This is a genomic window from Gelidibacter algens (assembly GCF_001678675.1).
In the GTDB taxonomy this organism is placed as follows: Bacteria; Bacteroidota; Bacteroidia; order Flavobacteriales; family Flavobacteriaceae; genus Gelidibacter; species Gelidibacter algens.
Genome location: NZ_LZRN01000002.1, coordinates 179,825 through 198,570, shown reverse-complemented (window position 1 = coordinate 198,570; position 18,746 = coordinate 179,825). Strand labels below are relative to the sequence as shown.

General features: G+C 38.6%; 13 protein-coding genes. 4 read left to right on the top strand and 9 right to left on the bottom strand.

Features of this window, described 5'->3' with window-relative positions:
- Positions 1-77: 77 nt before the first annotated feature.
- The 4 genes from A9996_RS01760 (at position 78) to A9996_RS01745 (ending at position 4,845) form a co-directional block, all read left to right on the top strand.
- Positions 78-1,163 carry an endonuclease/exonuclease/phosphatase family protein gene (locus tag A9996_RS01760; protein WP_066430226.1) on the top strand — a complete coding sequence of 362 codons (1,086 nt, stop codon included), beginning with the start codon at positions 78-80 and terminating at the stop codon, positions 1,161-1,163.
- A 316-nt stretch (positions 1,164-1,479) separates the two neighbouring features.
- Positions 1,480-2,457, top strand: a complete 978-nt coding sequence (locus A9996_RS01755) for an NAD(P)H-quinone oxidoreductase (RefSeq protein ID WP_066430271.1) — start codon at positions 1,480-1,482, stop codon at positions 2,455-2,457.
- A gap of 238 nt (positions 2,458-2,695) precedes the next feature.
- Positions 2,696-3,811: a leishmanolysin-related zinc metalloendopeptidase gene (locus tag A9996_RS01750; protein ID WP_066430224.1), complete on the top strand. Its 1,116-nt coding sequence runs from the start codon at positions 2,696-2,698 to the stop codon at positions 3,809-3,811.
- 530 nt (positions 3,812-4,341) lie between these two features.
- Complete coding sequence (locus A9996_RS01745; RefSeq protein WP_066430222.1) at positions 4,342-4,845, top strand: GreA/GreB family elongation factor; 504 nt, start codon at positions 4,342-4,344, stop codon at positions 4,843-4,845.
- Between the two features lie 108 nt (positions 4,846-4,953).
- Here the strand turns inward: A9996_RS01745 and guaB are convergent, their stop codons facing one another.
- From guaB to A9996_RS01700, 9 genes are all read right to left on the bottom strand, one after another.
- Entirely contained in the window at positions 4,954-6,426 is a 1,473-nt protein-coding gene (guaB, locus tag A9996_RS01740; protein WP_066430220.1) for an IMP dehydrogenase, read from the bottom strand.
- A gap of 145 nt (positions 6,427-6,571) precedes the next feature.
- The gene (locus A9996_RS01735; protein WP_066430218.1) at positions 6,572-8,995 is read right to left on the bottom strand and encodes a TonB-dependent receptor domain-containing protein; all 2,424 of its coding nucleotides are present in this window, start codon (positions 8,993-8,995) and stop codon (positions 6,572-6,574) included.
- A complete protein-coding gene (locus A9996_RS01730) occupies positions 8,976-10,340 on the bottom strand; it encodes an HTTM domain-containing protein (protein ID WP_066430216.1) in 1,365 nt (454 codons plus the stop codon). The genes A9996_RS01735 and A9996_RS01730 overlap by 20 nt, the downstream gene beginning before the upstream one ends.
- Positions 10,341-10,406: 66 nt before the next feature.
- Entirely contained in the window at positions 10,407-11,525 is a 1,119-nt protein-coding gene (locus tag A9996_RS01725; RefSeq protein ID WP_066430215.1) for an imelysin family protein, read from the bottom strand.
- Positions 11,526-11,611: 86 nt separating this feature from the next.
- Complete coding sequence (locus A9996_RS01720; protein ID WP_066430213.1) at positions 11,612-12,814, bottom strand: DUF4856 domain-containing protein; 1,203 nt, start codon at positions 12,812-12,814, stop codon at positions 11,612-11,614.
- A 197-nt stretch (positions 12,815-13,011) separates the two neighbouring features.
- A complete protein-coding gene (locus A9996_RS01715; protein WP_066430211.1) occupies positions 13,012-13,875 on the bottom strand; it encodes a hydroxymethylglutaryl-CoA lyase in 864 nt (287 codons plus the stop codon).
- 115 nt (positions 13,876-13,990) lie between these two features.
- Entirely contained in the window at positions 13,991-14,617 is a 627-nt protein-coding gene (locus A9996_RS01710; RefSeq protein WP_066430206.1) for a LysE family translocator, read from the bottom strand.
- Positions 14,617-15,651 (bottom strand): quinone-dependent dihydroorotate dehydrogenase, encoded by a 1,035-nt coding sequence (locus A9996_RS01705; protein WP_066430204.1) that lies wholly within the window; start codon positions 15,649-15,651, stop codon positions 14,617-14,619. Before A9996_RS01705 ends, A9996_RS01710 begins: the two co-directional genes overlap by 1 nt.
- Before the next feature lie 66 nt (positions 15,652-15,717).
- Positions 15,718-18,612 carry a TonB-dependent receptor gene (locus A9996_RS01700; RefSeq protein WP_066430202.1) on the bottom strand — a complete coding sequence of 965 codons (2,895 nt, stop codon included), beginning with the start codon at positions 18,610-18,612 and terminating at the stop codon, positions 15,718-15,720.
- Between the last annotated feature and the right edge of the window lie 134 nt (positions 18,613-18,746).

The following is an 18,746-nucleotide window of genomic DNA, read 5'->3' as shown; positions in this document are numbered from 1 at the left end:
TGCAGATGATTTTTTTATATCGTGTCAAAGCGACTACATTAACATAAAAACTTAAAAACCTTACCAACCTATAACGCATGCTACTAACCTATTATCTACTATCGGGACTGTTCATCTTAGTTTCCACATTACCATTTATAACGCATCAGCATTGGATGTTTCGGGTTTGGGAGTTTGGACGGATCCAAATAATGTTTCTTCAATTGATCACCCTAGCCATAGGACTTGTATTTATAGAAGATAGAACAGCATTTTTTTGGAGCACCGTACTCGTGCATTCAGGGCTTTTAATTAACCACCTCATTATCTTAATTCCGTATACCACCTTATACAGCAAAAATAAAAAAACCCAAATCCCGAAGAATGCCCAGACCATTTCTATACTATCAGTAAATGTTTACCAATTTAATGATCGGTATGATGAGTTGTTAAATTTGGTTATGGAAGTCAAACCTGATATCTTACTTACCATGGAATCCAATCAGGCTTGGGAAGATGCCCTCACTGAAATTGAAGGCGACTATCCCAACTTCAAAAAAGTAGCTTTAGAAAACACCTATGGCATTCATTTTTACACCAAACTAAACGTAAAATCCCTGAAGGTTAACTACTTTATTGCAGACGATTTGCCAAGTATTGAGGCCGCTCTGTTCACTGAAAATGGAATTCCTTTTACCTTTTTTGGGGTCCATCCACCGCCGCCAAGCCCTACCGAAGAGGACACCTCAAGAGAACGTGACGGAGAGTTGCTTTCTTTAGGCAAGAAGGTTATAGAAACCAAGGGACCAGTCATCGTTGTTGGCGACTTTAATAATGTTGCTTGGGCAAAATCGTCAATTTTATTTAGAAAAACTTCAGAATTAATTGATCCGAGAATCGGCCGCGGATTTGTTTCTACATTTCACGCCAAATACCGATTGCTAAGCTTTCCTATTGATCTTTTTTTCCATTCTACAGATATTTTTATTCAAGATTTTAAGACGCTGCGCGCTATTGGAAGCGACCATTTACCGCTTTTCTGTAGTTTTTTTATCGACAAAAACGAGGATATCCAGGAAGAAGAAGTAGAAACACTGGAAGCCGGCGAAAAGGAAGAAGTAGAAGAAATGATTGCAGATGGGATTGAAGAAGAAGGTGATCGGCCTGCTGTTGCTACAGAATAAGATTGTGTGTTGCAAAAAAAAGGAAGTTCAAACAACATATTACCATAAGATAATCTCATGACTAGAAGACGAACTGACGGAATTGGAGCTTTTTTTAGAGATGTTCAGCCATCCCGACAATTTTAACCATAGTGACTTATACAGGTTGTTTCTTCTTTTCGTTATGAATTTCTTTTCGAAATCAACAGTGCATTAACACTCCCTAACTAATGGCAAAGAAAGGATTGGAATACGATAAATTTCAAAACCTTATGTTTTTTTTATAATAGAGCTACAAAATATTTTGTTTCTTAAGGCTTACAGAAAAAACATTAATATGAAAGCAATTCATATCACCACATCCGGAGGCCCAGAAGTATTACAATTACAGGAAACCCCAAAGCCAACACTTGAAAAGAACCAAGTTTTAATAAAAGTGAAAGCTGCAGGCGTCAACCGTAGCGACGTTATCACCCGTAAAAATATGTCTGCCTATGGCAAAGGGTCAAATGAGACGGTGATCCCCGGGTTGGAAGTTTCTGGTATAATCACCGAAATTGGGGCGCATGTAAACGACAAAAAAATTGGTGATAAAGTCTGTGCGCTTATTGCAAGCGGGGGCTATGCTGAATATGTTGCTGTTGAAAGTACGCACTGTCTTCCCGTTCCTGAGGGTATAAGTTTGACTGACGCTGCGGCAATTCCTGAAACTGTGTTTACGGTTTGGTTCAACGTATTCCATTTGGGGAAACTTCAGCCCAATGAAAAATTACTGATTCACGGTGGCACCAGTGGCATTGGCACGATGGGTTTACAAATGGCCAAAGCTTTGGGCTCTACAATCTACACGACCGCTGGCACTGATAAAAAAATTGAGTTTCTTAACAAGATGAATCTTGGCAAAGCAATAAACTACAAAAAGGAAACTTTTGAAGAGGTCTTTAAAGATGAAAAAATAGATGTCATTTTAGATATGGTTGGAGGAGATTACACTCAAAAAAATCTCGATATTCTGAATAATAAAGGACGCCTAATTAATATTAACGGCATGAAGAGTACTGACGTAACTATTGATTTACGCACCATAATGAGTAAAAACCTGATCTTGACGGGAAGCTTTCTAAAGCCGCAATCTGCTGCCGTGAAAACCCAGATTGCGCAGGACGTGGAGAAAACGATTTGGCCATTATTCCAATCTGAAAAAATTCACCCTATTATTTACAAAAAATTTCAACTTGAAGACGCTGCAGAAGCGCATAAGCTCATGGAAAGCAGCAAGCATATTGGGAAGATTTTATTGACCATGGAGTCATAACTTGAGTGCGACCTAATTTTAAGCTGCTCTAACAAAGCGAGGCCTGCAAATGGATACCCAAAGGCATTAGGGTTGAAGAAATTGAGATCATAGCCTATTACTTTGTCATTCAATTCATTATAAAAATTATAATTTCAATCTTTCTTTTTTTAAGTTATATTTAGCAAACAGAAAATTGAACTCTATTGCCTTTTGCAACAGGTCATGTATTTTAATTATAATCTAATAACAATTAATTATGAAAAACCCTCATTATGAAAATGCGAGCTCCAAAATTGTTGAAACATTAATCAATCCTACTTTGATCCATTCCACACCTACTCCCCAGAAAAAGAGCCACTTTATGCGGCTTTTAACTTTCGGAAGCATCTTGTGTTCGTTGTTGTTCATTTCCTGCACTGATGACACCATCGAAACTGACGCCTCAGTTCCTGACACCAAGGCCGACCTTGCGTTTACCTTGGCCCCTGCTGAGAGCGAACTGATACGCATTGATGGCACATCAAGTAGCTCTGAAGAAGAATTTAATAGAGCCTCAAATGCAGCTGGAAATGACCGTGGACGGTTTAATATCACATTTAGATATTTAGTTGATTTGACACCTAGGCAACTTGATGTGTTTGAATCTGCCGCAGCACGATGGGAGCGAATTATTATAAAAGATGTTCCGTCATTTACCGGGACTCTTCCTTCCGCCTTTATAGGTGTCCCCGCTATTGAAGGCACCGTTGATGATATCGTGATTGAAGTAGTCATTGCGCCAATTGATGGCCCTGGTAGAATTCTTGGCCAAGCAGGACCTCGCTTTGTTCGTAATAGTGATAACTTAACATTGAGTGGTGTGATGTTTTTTGATGTGGATGATCTCGATTTTCTAGATGAATTGGATCTATTTGAAGATGTGATCGTACACGAAATGGGCCACGTTTTAGGTATTGGAACCTTATGGAACTTTAACAGAATGTTGCGTCAAGGACCCAATAGCAATCCATATTTTACTGGAAAGTTTGCGAACATTCATTGGAACGCTGAGGGTGGACTAAATGAGCTTCCTATTGAAAATATGGGAGGCCCAGGTACTAGGTTATCACATTGGCGTGAATCTTTGCTTCGTAATGAACTGATGACAGGCTTTATTAATTTAGGCGAGAATCCGCTAAGTCGTATCACAGCCGGTTCATTAAGAGATCTTGGGTATGGCAGTGCGATGGTTGGAGAACAATATGATTTACCAAAAGGAACACCTGGAGTTGATATCAATGAACTTGCAGCAAGCAGATCAGATCAAGGTATAAATATTGCAGAAATGGAAGTTATTTTGGAGCCTATTGGTGTCGTATCCACTAACGAGTAATGTGATAAAATTGTAACACTTCATTTAATTTATAAATCTAAAAAAGAGTTTGATCATGTCCAGATGGACGAGATCAAACTCTTTCTTTTATCTTAACATGATCAGATTTAATTGTATAGGCTTCCCCTAATTAGAACTGCTTATAATTCCAATGTTCTTTTCAACCTTCTTTTTTATTTCAATTATAATGATTGTTTCTGTAACTATTCTCTGCAGACACTTCAAGAGTTTACTAATATACAGTCTATGTCATTTATGAGCATCCTATGGTCCTTTTTTAAATGACAACTCTTGAATACTATAGTATCTGAGAATTAAAAAATTATTCAAGGCCTTGTGATATATCAGTAGGATAGCGATTGCCTTTTCATTCTTAATTTATTTCAGTATATTAGAATGAATTTCAATTATTAAAAAGAATCGCATTATCCTTTTAAATACCGACGGGCACTGACCTAAACGTATTGCATTTGCGAACTTATTTTAATTTTAGGAGCAGCGTTATTATCATAAATAAAATTAAGTGAATTATGAGCAGAGGATTCGTCAAAGAAGATGATCAGGAAGAAGTTCCAATCGTACCCCCAAGAGCTGATTTGCCAGAGGGCACCATTAACTATGTGACCCAATTTGGCATGGACCAACTCTTGGCTGAAAAGGAATTGTTAATTTCTGAACGGGATGACTTGCCAATGACCAACGAAACTGAAAAACGGATCTCCACCAATTATATCAATGCCAAATTACAACTGTTGAATAACCGCATTGCTACCGCAAAAATAGTGGACCTTAGCATGCAGCCACAAGATGAAGTCCGATTTGGAGCCTTGGTAAGTTTAAAAATTGGAAATGATAATAAAATCCAGAAGTATCAAATTGTTGGCGTTGATGAAGCCGATATTGCTAAGGGGAAAATCTCATTTATTTCGCCCATTGCAAAGTTATTGACCGATAAACATGTGGGCGATACAGCCCTATTGAAACTGGCTACAGAAGATCGGACTTTTGAAGTGATGGCCATTGTTTACCCGTAACAGCAAACATTAGCCCACAAGAACCCTTAACCATAATCCATAAAAAAACACGACTAAATAAAGTCGTGTTTTTGTGTATAACAATTCTGCTTCAGAATTTAAAATCATTTACCGCGAGTAGTTAGGCGATTCTTGAGTAATGGTCACATCATGTGGATGGCTTTCATTGATTCCTGAAGAGGTGATTTTCACAAAGCGTCCGGTCTCCTTAAGCGTTTCAATGTCTTTAGCGCCACAATATCCCATACCAGCACGCAAACCTCCAACAAATTGGTGGACGCTTTCAAAGAGGTCCCCTTTGTAAGGCACACGCCCTACGATACCTTCTGGTACCAGCTTTTTGATATCATCTTCAACATCCTGAAAATAGCGGTCCTTACTCCCCTCTTTCATGGCGTCTACAGAACCCATCCCCCTATAGGTTTTAAATTTCCGCCCTTCGTAAATGACGGTTTCCCCTGGAGATTCTTTAGTTCCTGCCAATAAAGAGCCCAACATGACGGTATCGGCACCAGCAGCTATCGCTTTAGGGATATCGCCAGTATAACGAATACCTCCATCAGCAATTACTGGAACACCAGACCCTTTAATGGCTGCCGCAACTTCCAACACCGCAGAAAACTGAGGGTATCCTACGCCAGCAACCACACGGGTTGTACAGATAGAACCAGGTCCGATCCCTACTTTAATGGCATCAGCACCAGCTTCAACCAGATACTTTGCAGCTTCAGCGGTTGCAATATTGCCTACCACAACTTCGAGGTTAGGAAATTGTTGCTTGATGGCTTTCAAAATGGTTACCACTCCTTTGGTATGTCCGTGAGCGGTATCAATAATTACCGCATCAACCCCTGACTTCACCAGAGCTTCTGTTCTATCAACCGCATCAGCAGTTACACCAATGGCAGCTGCCACACGTAATCTACCATACGTATCTTTATTGGAAATGGGTTTTGTAGTCAATTTTGTAATATCTCTAAAGGTGATTAAACCGGCCAGATTATAATTCTCGTCAACAATAAGCAGTTTTTCAATTTTGTTTTTTTGGAGAATACCTTCAGCATCTTGCAAAGACGTGCCAACCGGGGCGGTAACCAAATTTTCTTTGGTCATGACCTCCACAATTGGGCGTGAGCTGTCTTTTTCAAAGCGTAAATCACGATTGGTGACAATACCTTTCAATTTGCCGTGAGCATCAATGATAGGAATACCACCAATACTGTGCTCTGCCATGTTTTGTTTGGCATCCAGAACAGTTGCCGTTAATGGCAAGGTCACAGGATCTGTAATCATGCCACTTTCCGCACGTTTCACCTTTCTTACTTCATTAGCCTGTTGTGCAATACTCATGTTTTTATGCAACACCCCAATACCACCTTCTCGCGCCATAGCAATAGCCATCGCACTTTCAGTTACTGTATCCATAGCAGCAGAAATAATAGGAATATTAATTTTAATATTACGAGTAAATTGAGTTTGGATATTGACTTCTCTTGGTAGAACTTCAGAAAAGGCTGGGACTAAAAGGACGTCATCATAGGTCAATCCTTCACCTACTATTTTGCTTTCGTGTGCTGTCATTGCAATTGTGGTTTAATTGCGTGCAAAGATAATTAATTTAATTGGAAAACTTTTACGCATAAAAAATTAAAGCCGAATTCTTCGTTAAGGTTACCGCATCCCTTCAATAGTTATATTGAGAGACGCGTCACCTCAGATAGCGTTATTAAAACTTAATTTGAAGAGTGGCATACCAATTTTGAGGTGCTGAAGGAATAATTCCCGGTCCTGGATAACCTGTTGCACGCCTCGTAAAGTAGGCGTTATCCAAGAGATTATTGATTCCGGTTTCCAATTTAAAGCGTTTGTAAGCATACGACAAAGACACATCCATAACATCATAATTTGGAATTTCTCCAATGACACCACTGATATTTGCCGCTTGTGAATTGGTCGCATCTGTAAACTGTTGGGAGAGATATGTATATTGGATATTGGCCAAAAGATTTTTATAGCCAAATTTCAGTCCTGTTTTGATATTCACATCTGGAACAAATTCCACCTGATTTCCTTTCACATTTTGTTGTTCAGAAGCTGTATATTCTGATGAGATAAAAGAGGAGTTTATAAAATAATTTAGACTAAAATCGTTATTGAGTTTTAAGATTTTTTTCAGATTAAAATCGAATAAGGATTCTACACCGTACAAAACGGCATCCCCGACATTGCCACGTTCACTGATAACGCGACCATCTGAAAGTCCTTTTTGAACAAATCCAATGCGACCGTTATAAAATAATCCGAAGACACCCAAATCATAGGACACTGTATTTTTAAAATTACCACGCATCCCCAAATCTGCAGTAAATCCTTTTTCATCCGTAATATTCGGATTGATGGCGAAAGCAGGATTATTGATATTGATGTCAGCATAGGTTACTGAACGGTAATTTTGGGAGAGGTTGCCATACATTTCCAATCCTGTGGTTGGTTTATAACTTAACCCCAATCCCAATAACACAAACGAACGCTCAAAATCTCGGTTGTCTTCTACCGCTTCCTCAAAAATCACATTGCCAGCGGCGTCCGTGTTGATCCGTTTATAAAAACCTTCGCTTTGAGTTTTTATGTATTCAAATCGAAAACCTGGCGTGACCGAAAATTGATCCGATACGTAAAGAATATTTTCTCCAAAAACAGCCACATTCAAATTGGGAAAATCAAATTTGGATTGACTTGGATAATTGGGAAATCGCTCCGATTGAAGTTCAAAATTTGGGCCGATGCCATCGCTACCTGGGCCTTGCTGCTCTGAATTATTGGCACGATAAAATTTAGTTCCCAATAAAAATGTCGAGGCTTTATTAAACACTTCATATTTACTTAGTATTCTGGCTTCAAAACCGTAGTTTTTAAAGTCGCCTTTGATCAGATCGCGTTCAGTATTGGGGTCGATTTGATCCACACGGTTGGTTCTGAATCCGAGTGAATAACGGGACGCATTCAGTCCGAAGGCATTGAAAGTGAAATTGGTATTTTCCGAAAGTTTATGATCAAATTTCAAATTGTACAATAACCAATCTACCTGAAACCAATTTCTGGCTCTGTTGCTTTGGTAAGGATCTTCTTCAAACATCTGATCCGTAAGTCCGCCACCTTGTTGTGCCAAATAGCGCAAATAGCTCAGCTCGCCTGTGAGTGACGTCTTATCATTAAATTGATACCCAATGTGTGCATATGTATTTTTGGATTCAAATTCAGAATTTGGACGAAAGCCATCACCTTTTTTATAGTTGAAATAGCCATAATAACTCCACTTATTTTTTGTGCCACTGACGCTGGTAAAATTGGTGTATAGTCCATTGCTGCCCAAAGTGTTTCTGGTAATCAGCTCAAAGGGCTTGCTCGGATTAGGTTCTTTCATCTTAAAATTAATCAAGCCGCCAAACTGCGTTCCGTATTGTAGCGAGGCAGCTCCGCGAATGATCTGAATTTCTTTTAACCCTTCAGACGCTGGCGTATAGTAACTTTCGGGATAGCCCAAAACGTCAGCACTGATATCGTAACCATTTTGTCGGGTATTAAAATTTGCGGTACGATTGGGGTCCAAACCCCGTCCACCAATATTGAGCTGCAAACCAGCATCATCATTTTGGTAAATGTTCAATCCTGCCACTTGGCTATAAATTTGTCGTGCGTTATTAGTTGCCAAGTTTGCCATGGATTGCTCTACCAAAACCACTTCGGTTTTCTTACCAGCAAAAATAGCGGTGCCTTCCACGTCCTTTAATCGGGATAATTCAAAAACTTTAGTCTTTCTAGCTGTGATTTCCACTTCTGACAAAGCAATTCCCAATTCATCCATGGAAACGTTTAAAACCATGTTGTTGTCCACTTGAATTGGCAATTCTTTCACTTCAAATTCATACGAAAAAAAGACAATCGTAAAACTACTTTTTGTGATTTGGAATTCGTAAAATCCTGATGCATCTGTTTTGGTCAACAACCCTGTAAGCTTATCATAAACCTCTACGTTAGCAACAGGTTGTTGGGTTTGTGCGTTGGTGACAATTCCTGAAATGGTATTTTGCGATAGTGCAGAAACACTCATCAACAAAACAAAAAATACTTTAAAATCCTTTAATCTCATAATGAAATGGTAAAATCCAGCTTTTGTGCCGGAATGATTCTTTTTCTTTATATAAGTCCACCGTGGTATCAATATAAGGCTGACTTAAACGGCCGTTAAGTGCCACATAACTTGTGGCATACACTTGAATGTTTTGATGCCCTTGGCGTTTAAAATGATCGCCCAAATAATGCGCATATTCCAAAATAAAATCAGGCTGGAAGCTCATTTGTTTTTCTTGCAAAGGCGTTAAAAAATCTGAATTATCCACCAAAAAACCTTGTCCCGTTGAAGCATCTACAATTTTAAACGTGGTGTAACCCATTTTCTCCATCAACATCACACGCCATGAAAACCGATAGCCTTCTTCTGTCCAAAACAATTCATTGGGATAAAATAGATAGCGCACAGGAAATACTAATTGAACCACGAAAAACAATGTGATGACTGGTACTACTAATTTAGGAGATTTGTAACGGTAACTTTTTAGGTCGAACTTCTCTATATTAATTCTTAATGGTTTGAAAATAAACCTAAAACCATCCAAAATGCGTTGGTGCACGTCTGCATCAAAAAATATAAGTGCTGCTACAATCATGACAAACGGAAACATCCCGATAGGAAATAGCACACGTGTAAATACATGAAAGAAAACGACCAAGGCGAAGGCAAACCAGCGGGTTCGTTTATAGAGCAATAAAAATGGGATGCATAAATCGTACACCATTCCAGACCAACTCATGGCATAATGGAACCATTCCTGTTGCATAAAGGAATTTCCTAAAAACGGCAAATCATATTTAGAAGGCAGCCAAATTTTTAAGGGCATGGCCTTAAAAAGCCAATCCGAATTCAATTTAGCAAGACCAGCATAAATGTATACGATGCCAATCAGCAATTTGATACTGTCGATGGTCCATTTAGGTATTGAAGTATAGGTTTTCCGCTTGAGAAGATTGTCAACCGAAAAATAGGCGTTTGCAGGTAAAAAAATCATCAAGAAACTCAGGATGCTAATGAAGTAATAATGATTGAGATAGGTGGTTTTGTCCATAAGCTCAATGTAAGTAAAGCTCAAAAAGAATGTGATGATAGCCAAGCGATATTTTAATCCAATTGCCACTAGAAAGGCCGAAAGACCACAGACTGCAAAAATGAGATAGGTATAGTTGCCAATAGGCTTGACCCACTCAAAACCATAATATGAAAAATGAAATTTGGGCTGAAGGTAGAGCGTTTCTATCCAGCCATTCAACCAAAAACGCACCATACTGATGAGCATCATGATGCCAAAACCAATGCGAAATACTGCCAATGGTGCTGGAGGCGTTTGCAGTTTGAAATATGTTGTGAAACTTTTGTACATGAAACCAAAAAGAAGATTCTCTAGGCATGTAAAGAATCTTCCTTATTTTATTTATTTATCCTAATATTAATCACCGTCTGCATCCACATAATCAACACTGATGTTAAAGGCCTGAACCATATCCACCTTTAAATAAACCACAGCCATTTGCAGCACGTCATAAGTATCTGTCATTTTTGAATTGTCAGCGGTAACCTGTTGGCTGAAACTTGAATTCAAACCCTCAATTTTAGTTCTCGCTAAATTGAACTGGTCATTAATAATAGTACTTAAATTTTGTCCCCCTCTATTGGTGTTTAAATGTTCCAAATACGTTTTAAAACTTGCACCCGTTGCAGAACTGTTGAACGCTTTACCGTTGAACACATTTTGAACTGCATTTAAGGCTTCAAGACTCAATGCTTTTGAAACCTCCTGATTGTAATAGGCCTCCACTTTTTCTGGTAAGGGGGCTGTAGAAAAAACACCCGCCGGAATTCCGAATTTATTTGCACGTAAACCTTTTTCGTAGTAAAAGATATAATCGTTAACAAATTTGTTCAGTGAACTTGTGGCTGTGTTTTGCGTGGAGTTCACAAATTGATTACGATAAACCGTTGTCCAATCGGTGATCACTTGTTGCGTCAAGCTATCCATTTGGTCGATAACCGCCGTCAAATAATCTTTGTAACCTTGAGCGTTGGCATCAGAAGCGTATTTTGAAAGTATGCCAGCATCATCCGAGGCAACGCCATACAGCAAGTAATCCAAAGCTGGAAAACCTTGTGCGTCATGGTAATTGGACGAATTTAAATCATAACTTCCAGTGTTTACGCCAGTTTCAATATCAGAAACCGTTACAGGATAAATGTTCATAAAGTAATAATACTGATTTAAGGCTTCAGCTTTTCCGATGTTGAACATTTCCACATGTTGCCAAGCTTTATAGGCCGTGAGCCAATTGGTTCGAGCTGTATTCAAAGTGCTTTGATTAGGTGTTGCCACAAAGCTCTCAATAGCACCTTTTAAGGTGGACAATTTTGGACCAAAATCCTGATAGGATGGAATGATAATATTATCTGCGAGGTTTGTCAATAATGCGGCACGGTCAAAATCGTCAGTAGTTCCTCCTGATGGTGAATCATCTGAAGTGCTACAGGAAACAATGAGTGCCAAACCGAGGAATAAAACAATTTTCTTAATCATGGTTATCAATTTTTTTAATTCGTGCAAATTTTAAATAGCAGTGATTGCATTCCTAATAATGCAATCACTACAACATATTCTTAATTTTAATCAGCTGCCGCTGCCACGGTAAAGCCAAATTTTGCAGCAATGGCAGCAGACATGCTGTCTAAAGTTTCAGGCGTTACATCCCAAAATCCATTGCTTTCCATCAATTTTGCCATAAAACCAGTCACCTCTTCATGCGTAAAATAGGGTGCATCAGTATTTGGTTGTCTTGTAAATTGCAAGCTATTGATAAATCCGAGCCCTTCAGATAATTCATGAAACGCTCTTGCAGTATCTCCAGCTGCCAATTCTTCTTTTCCACCTTGCAAATAGTGGACTGCACGAACGGCTATTACAAGTGAAATGTTTTCTCTAATAATCGCAACCTGTGCATCTCTTACGTCGTAATTTTTAGCTACAATTGCAGCTCTCCCCAATTTTAGGGCATCATAAACGGCTGAAGCGGTACCCGCAAAATCAGGATCAGCATCGACTTGGTTTAAATAAGTGTTCAAGAAACTGTCTGCATCCAACACTGGAGATTCAGGGTTATCTTCATTCCCGTACAAATAACCATAAGCCTCGTCCCATTTGTGTTCCATGGTAGTATACGGTTTTCCGTTTTCGACGACATCCTTATTATTGTTATCAATGTTTGACCCTTCATCCAAAACCGAAGTGCTCAAATAATTGTTTAACATTTGGTCGGTCATTAAAGCGCCAATCAATGTTTTTGATATGGCTTGATTCAATTCAAGACCCTTAGCGTTCACATATCTAATAGACCCTCCGCCTGCTTGTTGCAATTTACCAGCTGTTCCAGTAGTTGCAGTGACGTCCTTATTTACAAATACAGTAGTTGCCTGCTGTTCAATCCATGAATCCATAAGATTTTTGATGTCATTTGAAACCGTGGTATTGGCAGAAAAATAATCCTTTGAAGCCGCTACTTTACTGCGAATATTTTTACCAGATGCGTTTAACTCAGCATCAGAAAAATTATTTTCACCTTCCATATGCGAAAACATTCCTTGCAAATCGGCAGCTGTTTTCGTATTATCGTTCAAGGCTGAACTGAATGCCATTGCCATTTGAATTCTGGTGGTTTGACCCTCAAAATTAACGGTGGAATTACCTCCTCTTGCAAACTGATAGGTTAATGGTGCTTCCACTTGTGTGTTTTGGTTGTTACTATCATCATCGTTAGAACATGATGTGAAGAGCGTTGAAGTGATCGCTATTCCTAATAAAATTTTTCTCATATTTATTTAGTCTTAATATAAATAGTGTTTTGATTCGAGCACAAAAATAAGTCAGGATTTTGAATCTCCAAAGCTTATTTAGATTAATTTAAAATAGATGAATTCAAAAAGGAATAGATTATTGACAATGAGCTTATTGGAAAGTGTTAAAATTTAAATCTAATTTCATTGTATTTAGGGCAAACATGAGAATTTTTTCAATGATAAGCCGTAAAAACCTTAGTAGCCTCGTTATAGGCACTTTCAAAACTCAAGGCATTGAGGTCATTATTTTGTTGTGACGTAAAATAGGATAACAATTTTTCAGTGGGCATATTCCCGGTCAATTCATCTTTTGCCATTGGGCAACCACCAAAACCTTGAATGGCACCATCAAAGCGCTTACAGCCGGCTTTATAGGCGGCATCAACTTTTTCATGCCAAGATGTAGGCGTGGTATGTAGGTGAGCTCCAAATTCAATATGCGGATATTTTGGAATCAAATTAGAAAATAGATAGTCAATATTCTCAGGGTTGGAATTACCAACGGTGTCGCTCAACGATAGTATCTTGACGCCCATTTTTGCCAAACGCTCAGTCCAATCGCCCACAATATCCACATTCCATGGATCTCCGTAAGGATTTCCAAAGCCCATAGAAATGTAAACCACAACTTCTTTGTTAGAGGTATCAGCGATTTCTAAAATTTCGTTTAAGGCTACCACAGATTGCGCAATTGTTTTGTGGGTATTTCGCATTTGAAAATTCTCAGAAATTGAAAACGGATAACCCAAATAGTTTATTTCAGGATGTTTTGATGCTTCTTCAGCACCTCTTGTGTTGGCAATGATGGCCAAAAGTTTGCTTTGAGTTTTTGAAAGGTCCAATTTGGAAAGCACCTCAGCGGTGTCTACCATTTGAGGAATGGCTTTTGGAGAGACGAAACTACCAAAATCAATGGTATCAAAACCAACCCGTAATAACGATTGAATATACTGCACTTTCTTATCCGTAGGAATAAAATTCTTAATGCCCTGCATGGCATCTCTTGGGCATTCAATAATTTTTACGGTGCTAGACATGTATCAATTTTCGATCCCCAAAAATACTATTATTTTTCTGATGCCCATAATGGTGAGTTGATAAAAGGAAAATGGAATTCGCTATCAAAGAAATAGAGGCCATTTGATCAAAAATTCAAAGTTCAGAGAACAAAATGAGCATTGCAATCCCAAGGAAAACAACAATCTGCAGCCATTTTAAGAAGACACCTATACCCTTGTGCTTTGTGATGTAAGATGAAATAGCACCAGATAATATGGCAATTGTAGCAAACACAAGAAAAGATACGATGATGAAGAGAACGCCTAAAATATAAAATTGAGCAACAGTATTCAAGCTGTCACTGAATAAAAAGCCAGGAAAAAATGCCAGAAAGAATATAGATACCTTAGGGTTCAGGACATTCATTATAAAGCCCTGCTTAAACAATTGTACCGTGCTTTTTTTTGGTATTGAAGTGCTCCCAAGACTGATATCGCTGCTACTTTTATAAACTTTAAAAGAGAGATAGATCAGATACGCTGCCCCTAACAATTTCAAAATAAAATATAAGGTTTCATTCGCTTTTATAAGGGCTGACACGCCAAAAGCCACTAATGTGGTGTGAACTAAACAGCCGGTCATCAATCCGATTACCGTGGCCAAACCAAATTTTCTGCCATGGACCAAGCTTTGCATCAAGACATAGATGTTATCAGGACCAGGAGAAATTGCCAGTGCAAATGTGGCAATCATAAATGATATGAGGAGATCATAGTTCATCAACTACGCTTCATAAGTGCTTTGTTAATGTCCTTAATCAATTGAGGCCCTTCATAGATAAAACCGGTATACAATTGAATTAAATCAGCGCCAGCATCCAATTTTTCTAAGGCATCTTCAGCAGTATGAATGCCGCCTACCCCAATGATTGGAAAGGCCTTGTTACTTTTTTCTGAAAGAAAGCGGATAACTTCCGTTGACCGTTTTGTCAAGGGTTTACCGCTTAACCCACCCATTTCATTTTTATGTTCTGAAGAAATACCCTCGCGGGAAATTGTGGTGTTTGTAGCAATAACACCGTCTATTTTTGTGATAGCAACAATCTCGATAATATCTAAAAGCTGCTCATCCGTCAGATCGGGTGCAATTTTTAAAAGAATAGGCTTTCGTTTTTCCTTTAGGTTATTTTTATCTTGAAGCGTTTGTAGCAAATCAGTCAGCGGTTTCTTTTCTTGCAAGGCGCGAAGATTTGGCGTGTTGGGAGAACTCACGTTGACCACAAAATAATCTACAACATCAAAAAGTGAATCGAAGCAAATTAAGTAATCATTTACGGCCTCTTCATTGGGCGTGTTTTTATTTTTACCGATGTTTCCACCAATCAATACTCTTTTACCCTGTTTAAGGCTAGCGTTTACTTTCAACCGTTCTACTGCTGCTTCCACCCCACCGTTATTGAAACCCATACGATTGATAATGGCCGAGTCTTCTTTCAATCTAAACAAACGAGGCGTCTCATTTCCTGGTTGTGGTTTTGGCGTGACGGTGCCAATTTCAACAAAGCCAAAACCCATATTGGAAAGTTCCTTATAAAGCTTGGCATCTTTATCAAAACCAGCAGCAAGTCCGACAGGATTTGGGAATTTCAACCCAAAAAGTTCACGTTCAAGAGAATTATTTTTTACCTGATACATGTTCCTAAATACACCCCCAAGGCCTAAATTATGTGCACGGCGTATCAGTTTAAAGGTGAAATAATGGACAGCTTCAGGATCGAATAAAAAAAGAAGGGGACGAAGAATAGTTTTATACATAGATTGCAAAAATAAAAAACTACCCAAAGATAGGGTAGTTTTTATGGTGATTCAATTTAAAAATTATTATTTGAGCGATAAGCTTAGTCTTGCGAACAAAAATCGTCCACCAACGCCAAACTGCTGAGCTCTTCTTGACCAGTCAAAGCGTCCGTCACTTCTATTATTGCCATCGCCATTAATATCTTTACTTGCACGATCTGGATACATATCAAACAAATTATTTGCACCAACCGTAATTAAAAAACTATCTGACAGATTGTAGCCTATTGAAAGATCAGTCACTATTTTTGAGCCAAACACTTGCTGTAGAGCTATATTTGTTGTCGCTTCAGTAACTTCTCCAAAATAAACATTTCTCAAAAAGAAATTGAGCTTGCCTGTACTTAAGGTATGGGACAGATTTACTTTGGTTCTTGGGACCGCTTCTTCTAAATAGACACGGCTATCTTCTGGGAAATAAGTATCTACTAAACCAGCATTCTCAAGAACACGAGACGCTTTGATATCTCCAACTTGTTTGGTTTTCGATAATGTTGCTGCCAAATCATTTTTCAGCACCACATCATTCCCTATGTTGATTTTATGGGTGACCACCAAGTCAATACCTTTTGATTCAGTGTCAATAGCATTGGCAAAAAAGGAAGCTGCAGTAGCATTGGCTTGAGACAATAGTTTTGCCAATTCTTCATTTGCCGCATCTATGGGGTCACCACTGCTATTACGTTTTGGAGTAAACTGTCCTGTATATACTACTCGATCGTCTATTGCAACAAAATAACCATCTAGCGTTATATTGATGCCTGCGTCAGGCAATTTTACAGTAAAGCCCAAACTTACACTTTTGGAGGTTTCCTGCTTGAGCTCTGGAATTCCCAATAAGTTAGCCGCACGACTATCATTTGCAAATGTTCCAACTTCTTGTGGATCTCCGTTTTGATCAAAAATTGTAGAGGTAGAATTGAAATATAATTGGTGCAATGACGGCGCCCTAAAACCAGTATTACCAGCAATCCTTAAATTTAAACTATTATTTACTTTATATAATGCCGCTAATTTAAAGTTAATAGTTGATCCAAAATCAGAGTAATTTTCAAAACGAGAGGCAAGACTCAACAGAAATGATTCAGTAACATCGGCTTCCAAATCAATATATCCTGCAACACTATTACGACCTCTATCCACTTCATTTTTTGGACTAAAACCTGGAAACACTTGTGAGCCACCTGGTCTTTTAGAGCCAAAAAAGTCTACAGAAGGTTGTTGACTAGCTAAGGTCACCACTGCGCCTTGAGCCGTATACTGTGCATATGAATCTTGTTCTCCTGCCACTATTTGGTAATTTTCGAGACGGTATTCTGCTCCAAATGCGACGTTAAGCCCTGACAAAATATCTTCATAAAAATGGTTAAGATCCAAATTCACTGTATTTTGTGCAAAGTTAAAACCACCGGCATCAAAAGTGGTTGGCGATGCATTTTGCAAAGACGCATTGAATGTATTACCGATGGTATAGAGAAATGCATTCTTGCCATAGGTGTTACTAAAATCAACATTCCAATCTCCTAATTTACCTTTAACCCCAACAGAAAGCGATTGGTCTGTAATGGTTGAATTGATTTCTGGTAAAAACCCATTGATATAAGCCGGGGTATAGGTCCGGCTTTGGTTAGGCAAACGGTAAAACCCTGCTGAATTTCCAGTACGGGAACTTAATCCTCCAAAAGAATACACCTCAGAACCATTATCATCTAAAGGCAAGGCCATGTTTGCAAAAAATCTACCACCCCTTACTTTAGATTGCCCCACTCTCATATTAAAATCTGATTTGGTCAGGTTTCTACTGGCCAATTCAGCGTCTGTGTTATTTGCCCCTAAAATTGTACGAAGTTCGCCCTTGGTGGCGTTAGGATCGAGATTAAAACCTGCCTGATTTCCATAATTGATCACATCACTCACATCATCATCCAACAGTTTTTTTAGATCATAGCCATCGTTTGAGGCAAAACGTTCAATAGTATTATACCTATTAAAAATAGAGCCTTCCCATTCTTTCATACGGTTATAGTCGTCTCTGTAATCAAAATCCCCAGTGAAATTAATATAGCCACCCCTGTCTCCAAGTTTTAAACCATAGTTTGCACTGATGTTAGTTGTGGCTCCATCAACCCCACCAGTTTGTTCATTAGAATTTTTTGAAAAATGAGCGCCGGTGGTGATATTAAATTTCAGTTCGTCTGTTGAATTTTCCAACACAATATTAATGACTCCGGCAATGGCATCACTCCCGTATTGGGCGGCTGCACCATCCCTCAATACTTCAATACGCCGAATAGCTACAGTAGGAATAGCATTCAAATCTGTCCCAACACTTCCCCTACCAAATGTTCCGTTGACATTGACAAGTGAAGAGGTATGCCGCCTTTTACCATTAATAAGTACTAAAACCTGATCTGGTCCAAGACCTCTAAGAGAGGCAGGATCGATATGGTCAGTTCCATCTGCAATAGTTTGGGTATTGGAGGAAAATGAGGGTGCAACAAAATTCAGAATCTGATTAAGATTTACCTGCGGACTGACTGCAACAAGTTCTGATACATCGATCACATCCACTGGAGCCAATGAATTAACAGCAGTTCTGGAAGGGTTTCTACTGCCTATTAATGTGATTTCATTTAAAGATACTCCTGGTTTCATGGTGACATCCAGTGTGGTTCCTTCTACTGTTTTTTCTAAGGTATTATAACCAACATAAGAAAAAATCAGTTTGTCGCCTAGAGCTGCCTTTACCTCGTATTTACCGTCGAAATCAGTAATAGTACCCACTAAAGTGCCTTTAACCACTATGGTGACACCACTTAAGGCTACGTTGTTTTCATCAATTACAATACCCGAAACTTTTTGGGCATACAGTGAATAAGAAAAGACAATTAAACAAAATAATAGATAATTTTTCTTCATAATAACTAGTTTTAAGGATTAATAAGTTCGTAATTCTTTAATAAAGAACGGAATACCATAGAATACCATGGATCGCCATGAGATTCATAGATTTCATATTTTGACAAGTATCAAAAACTAAATCGGTCCTGTAA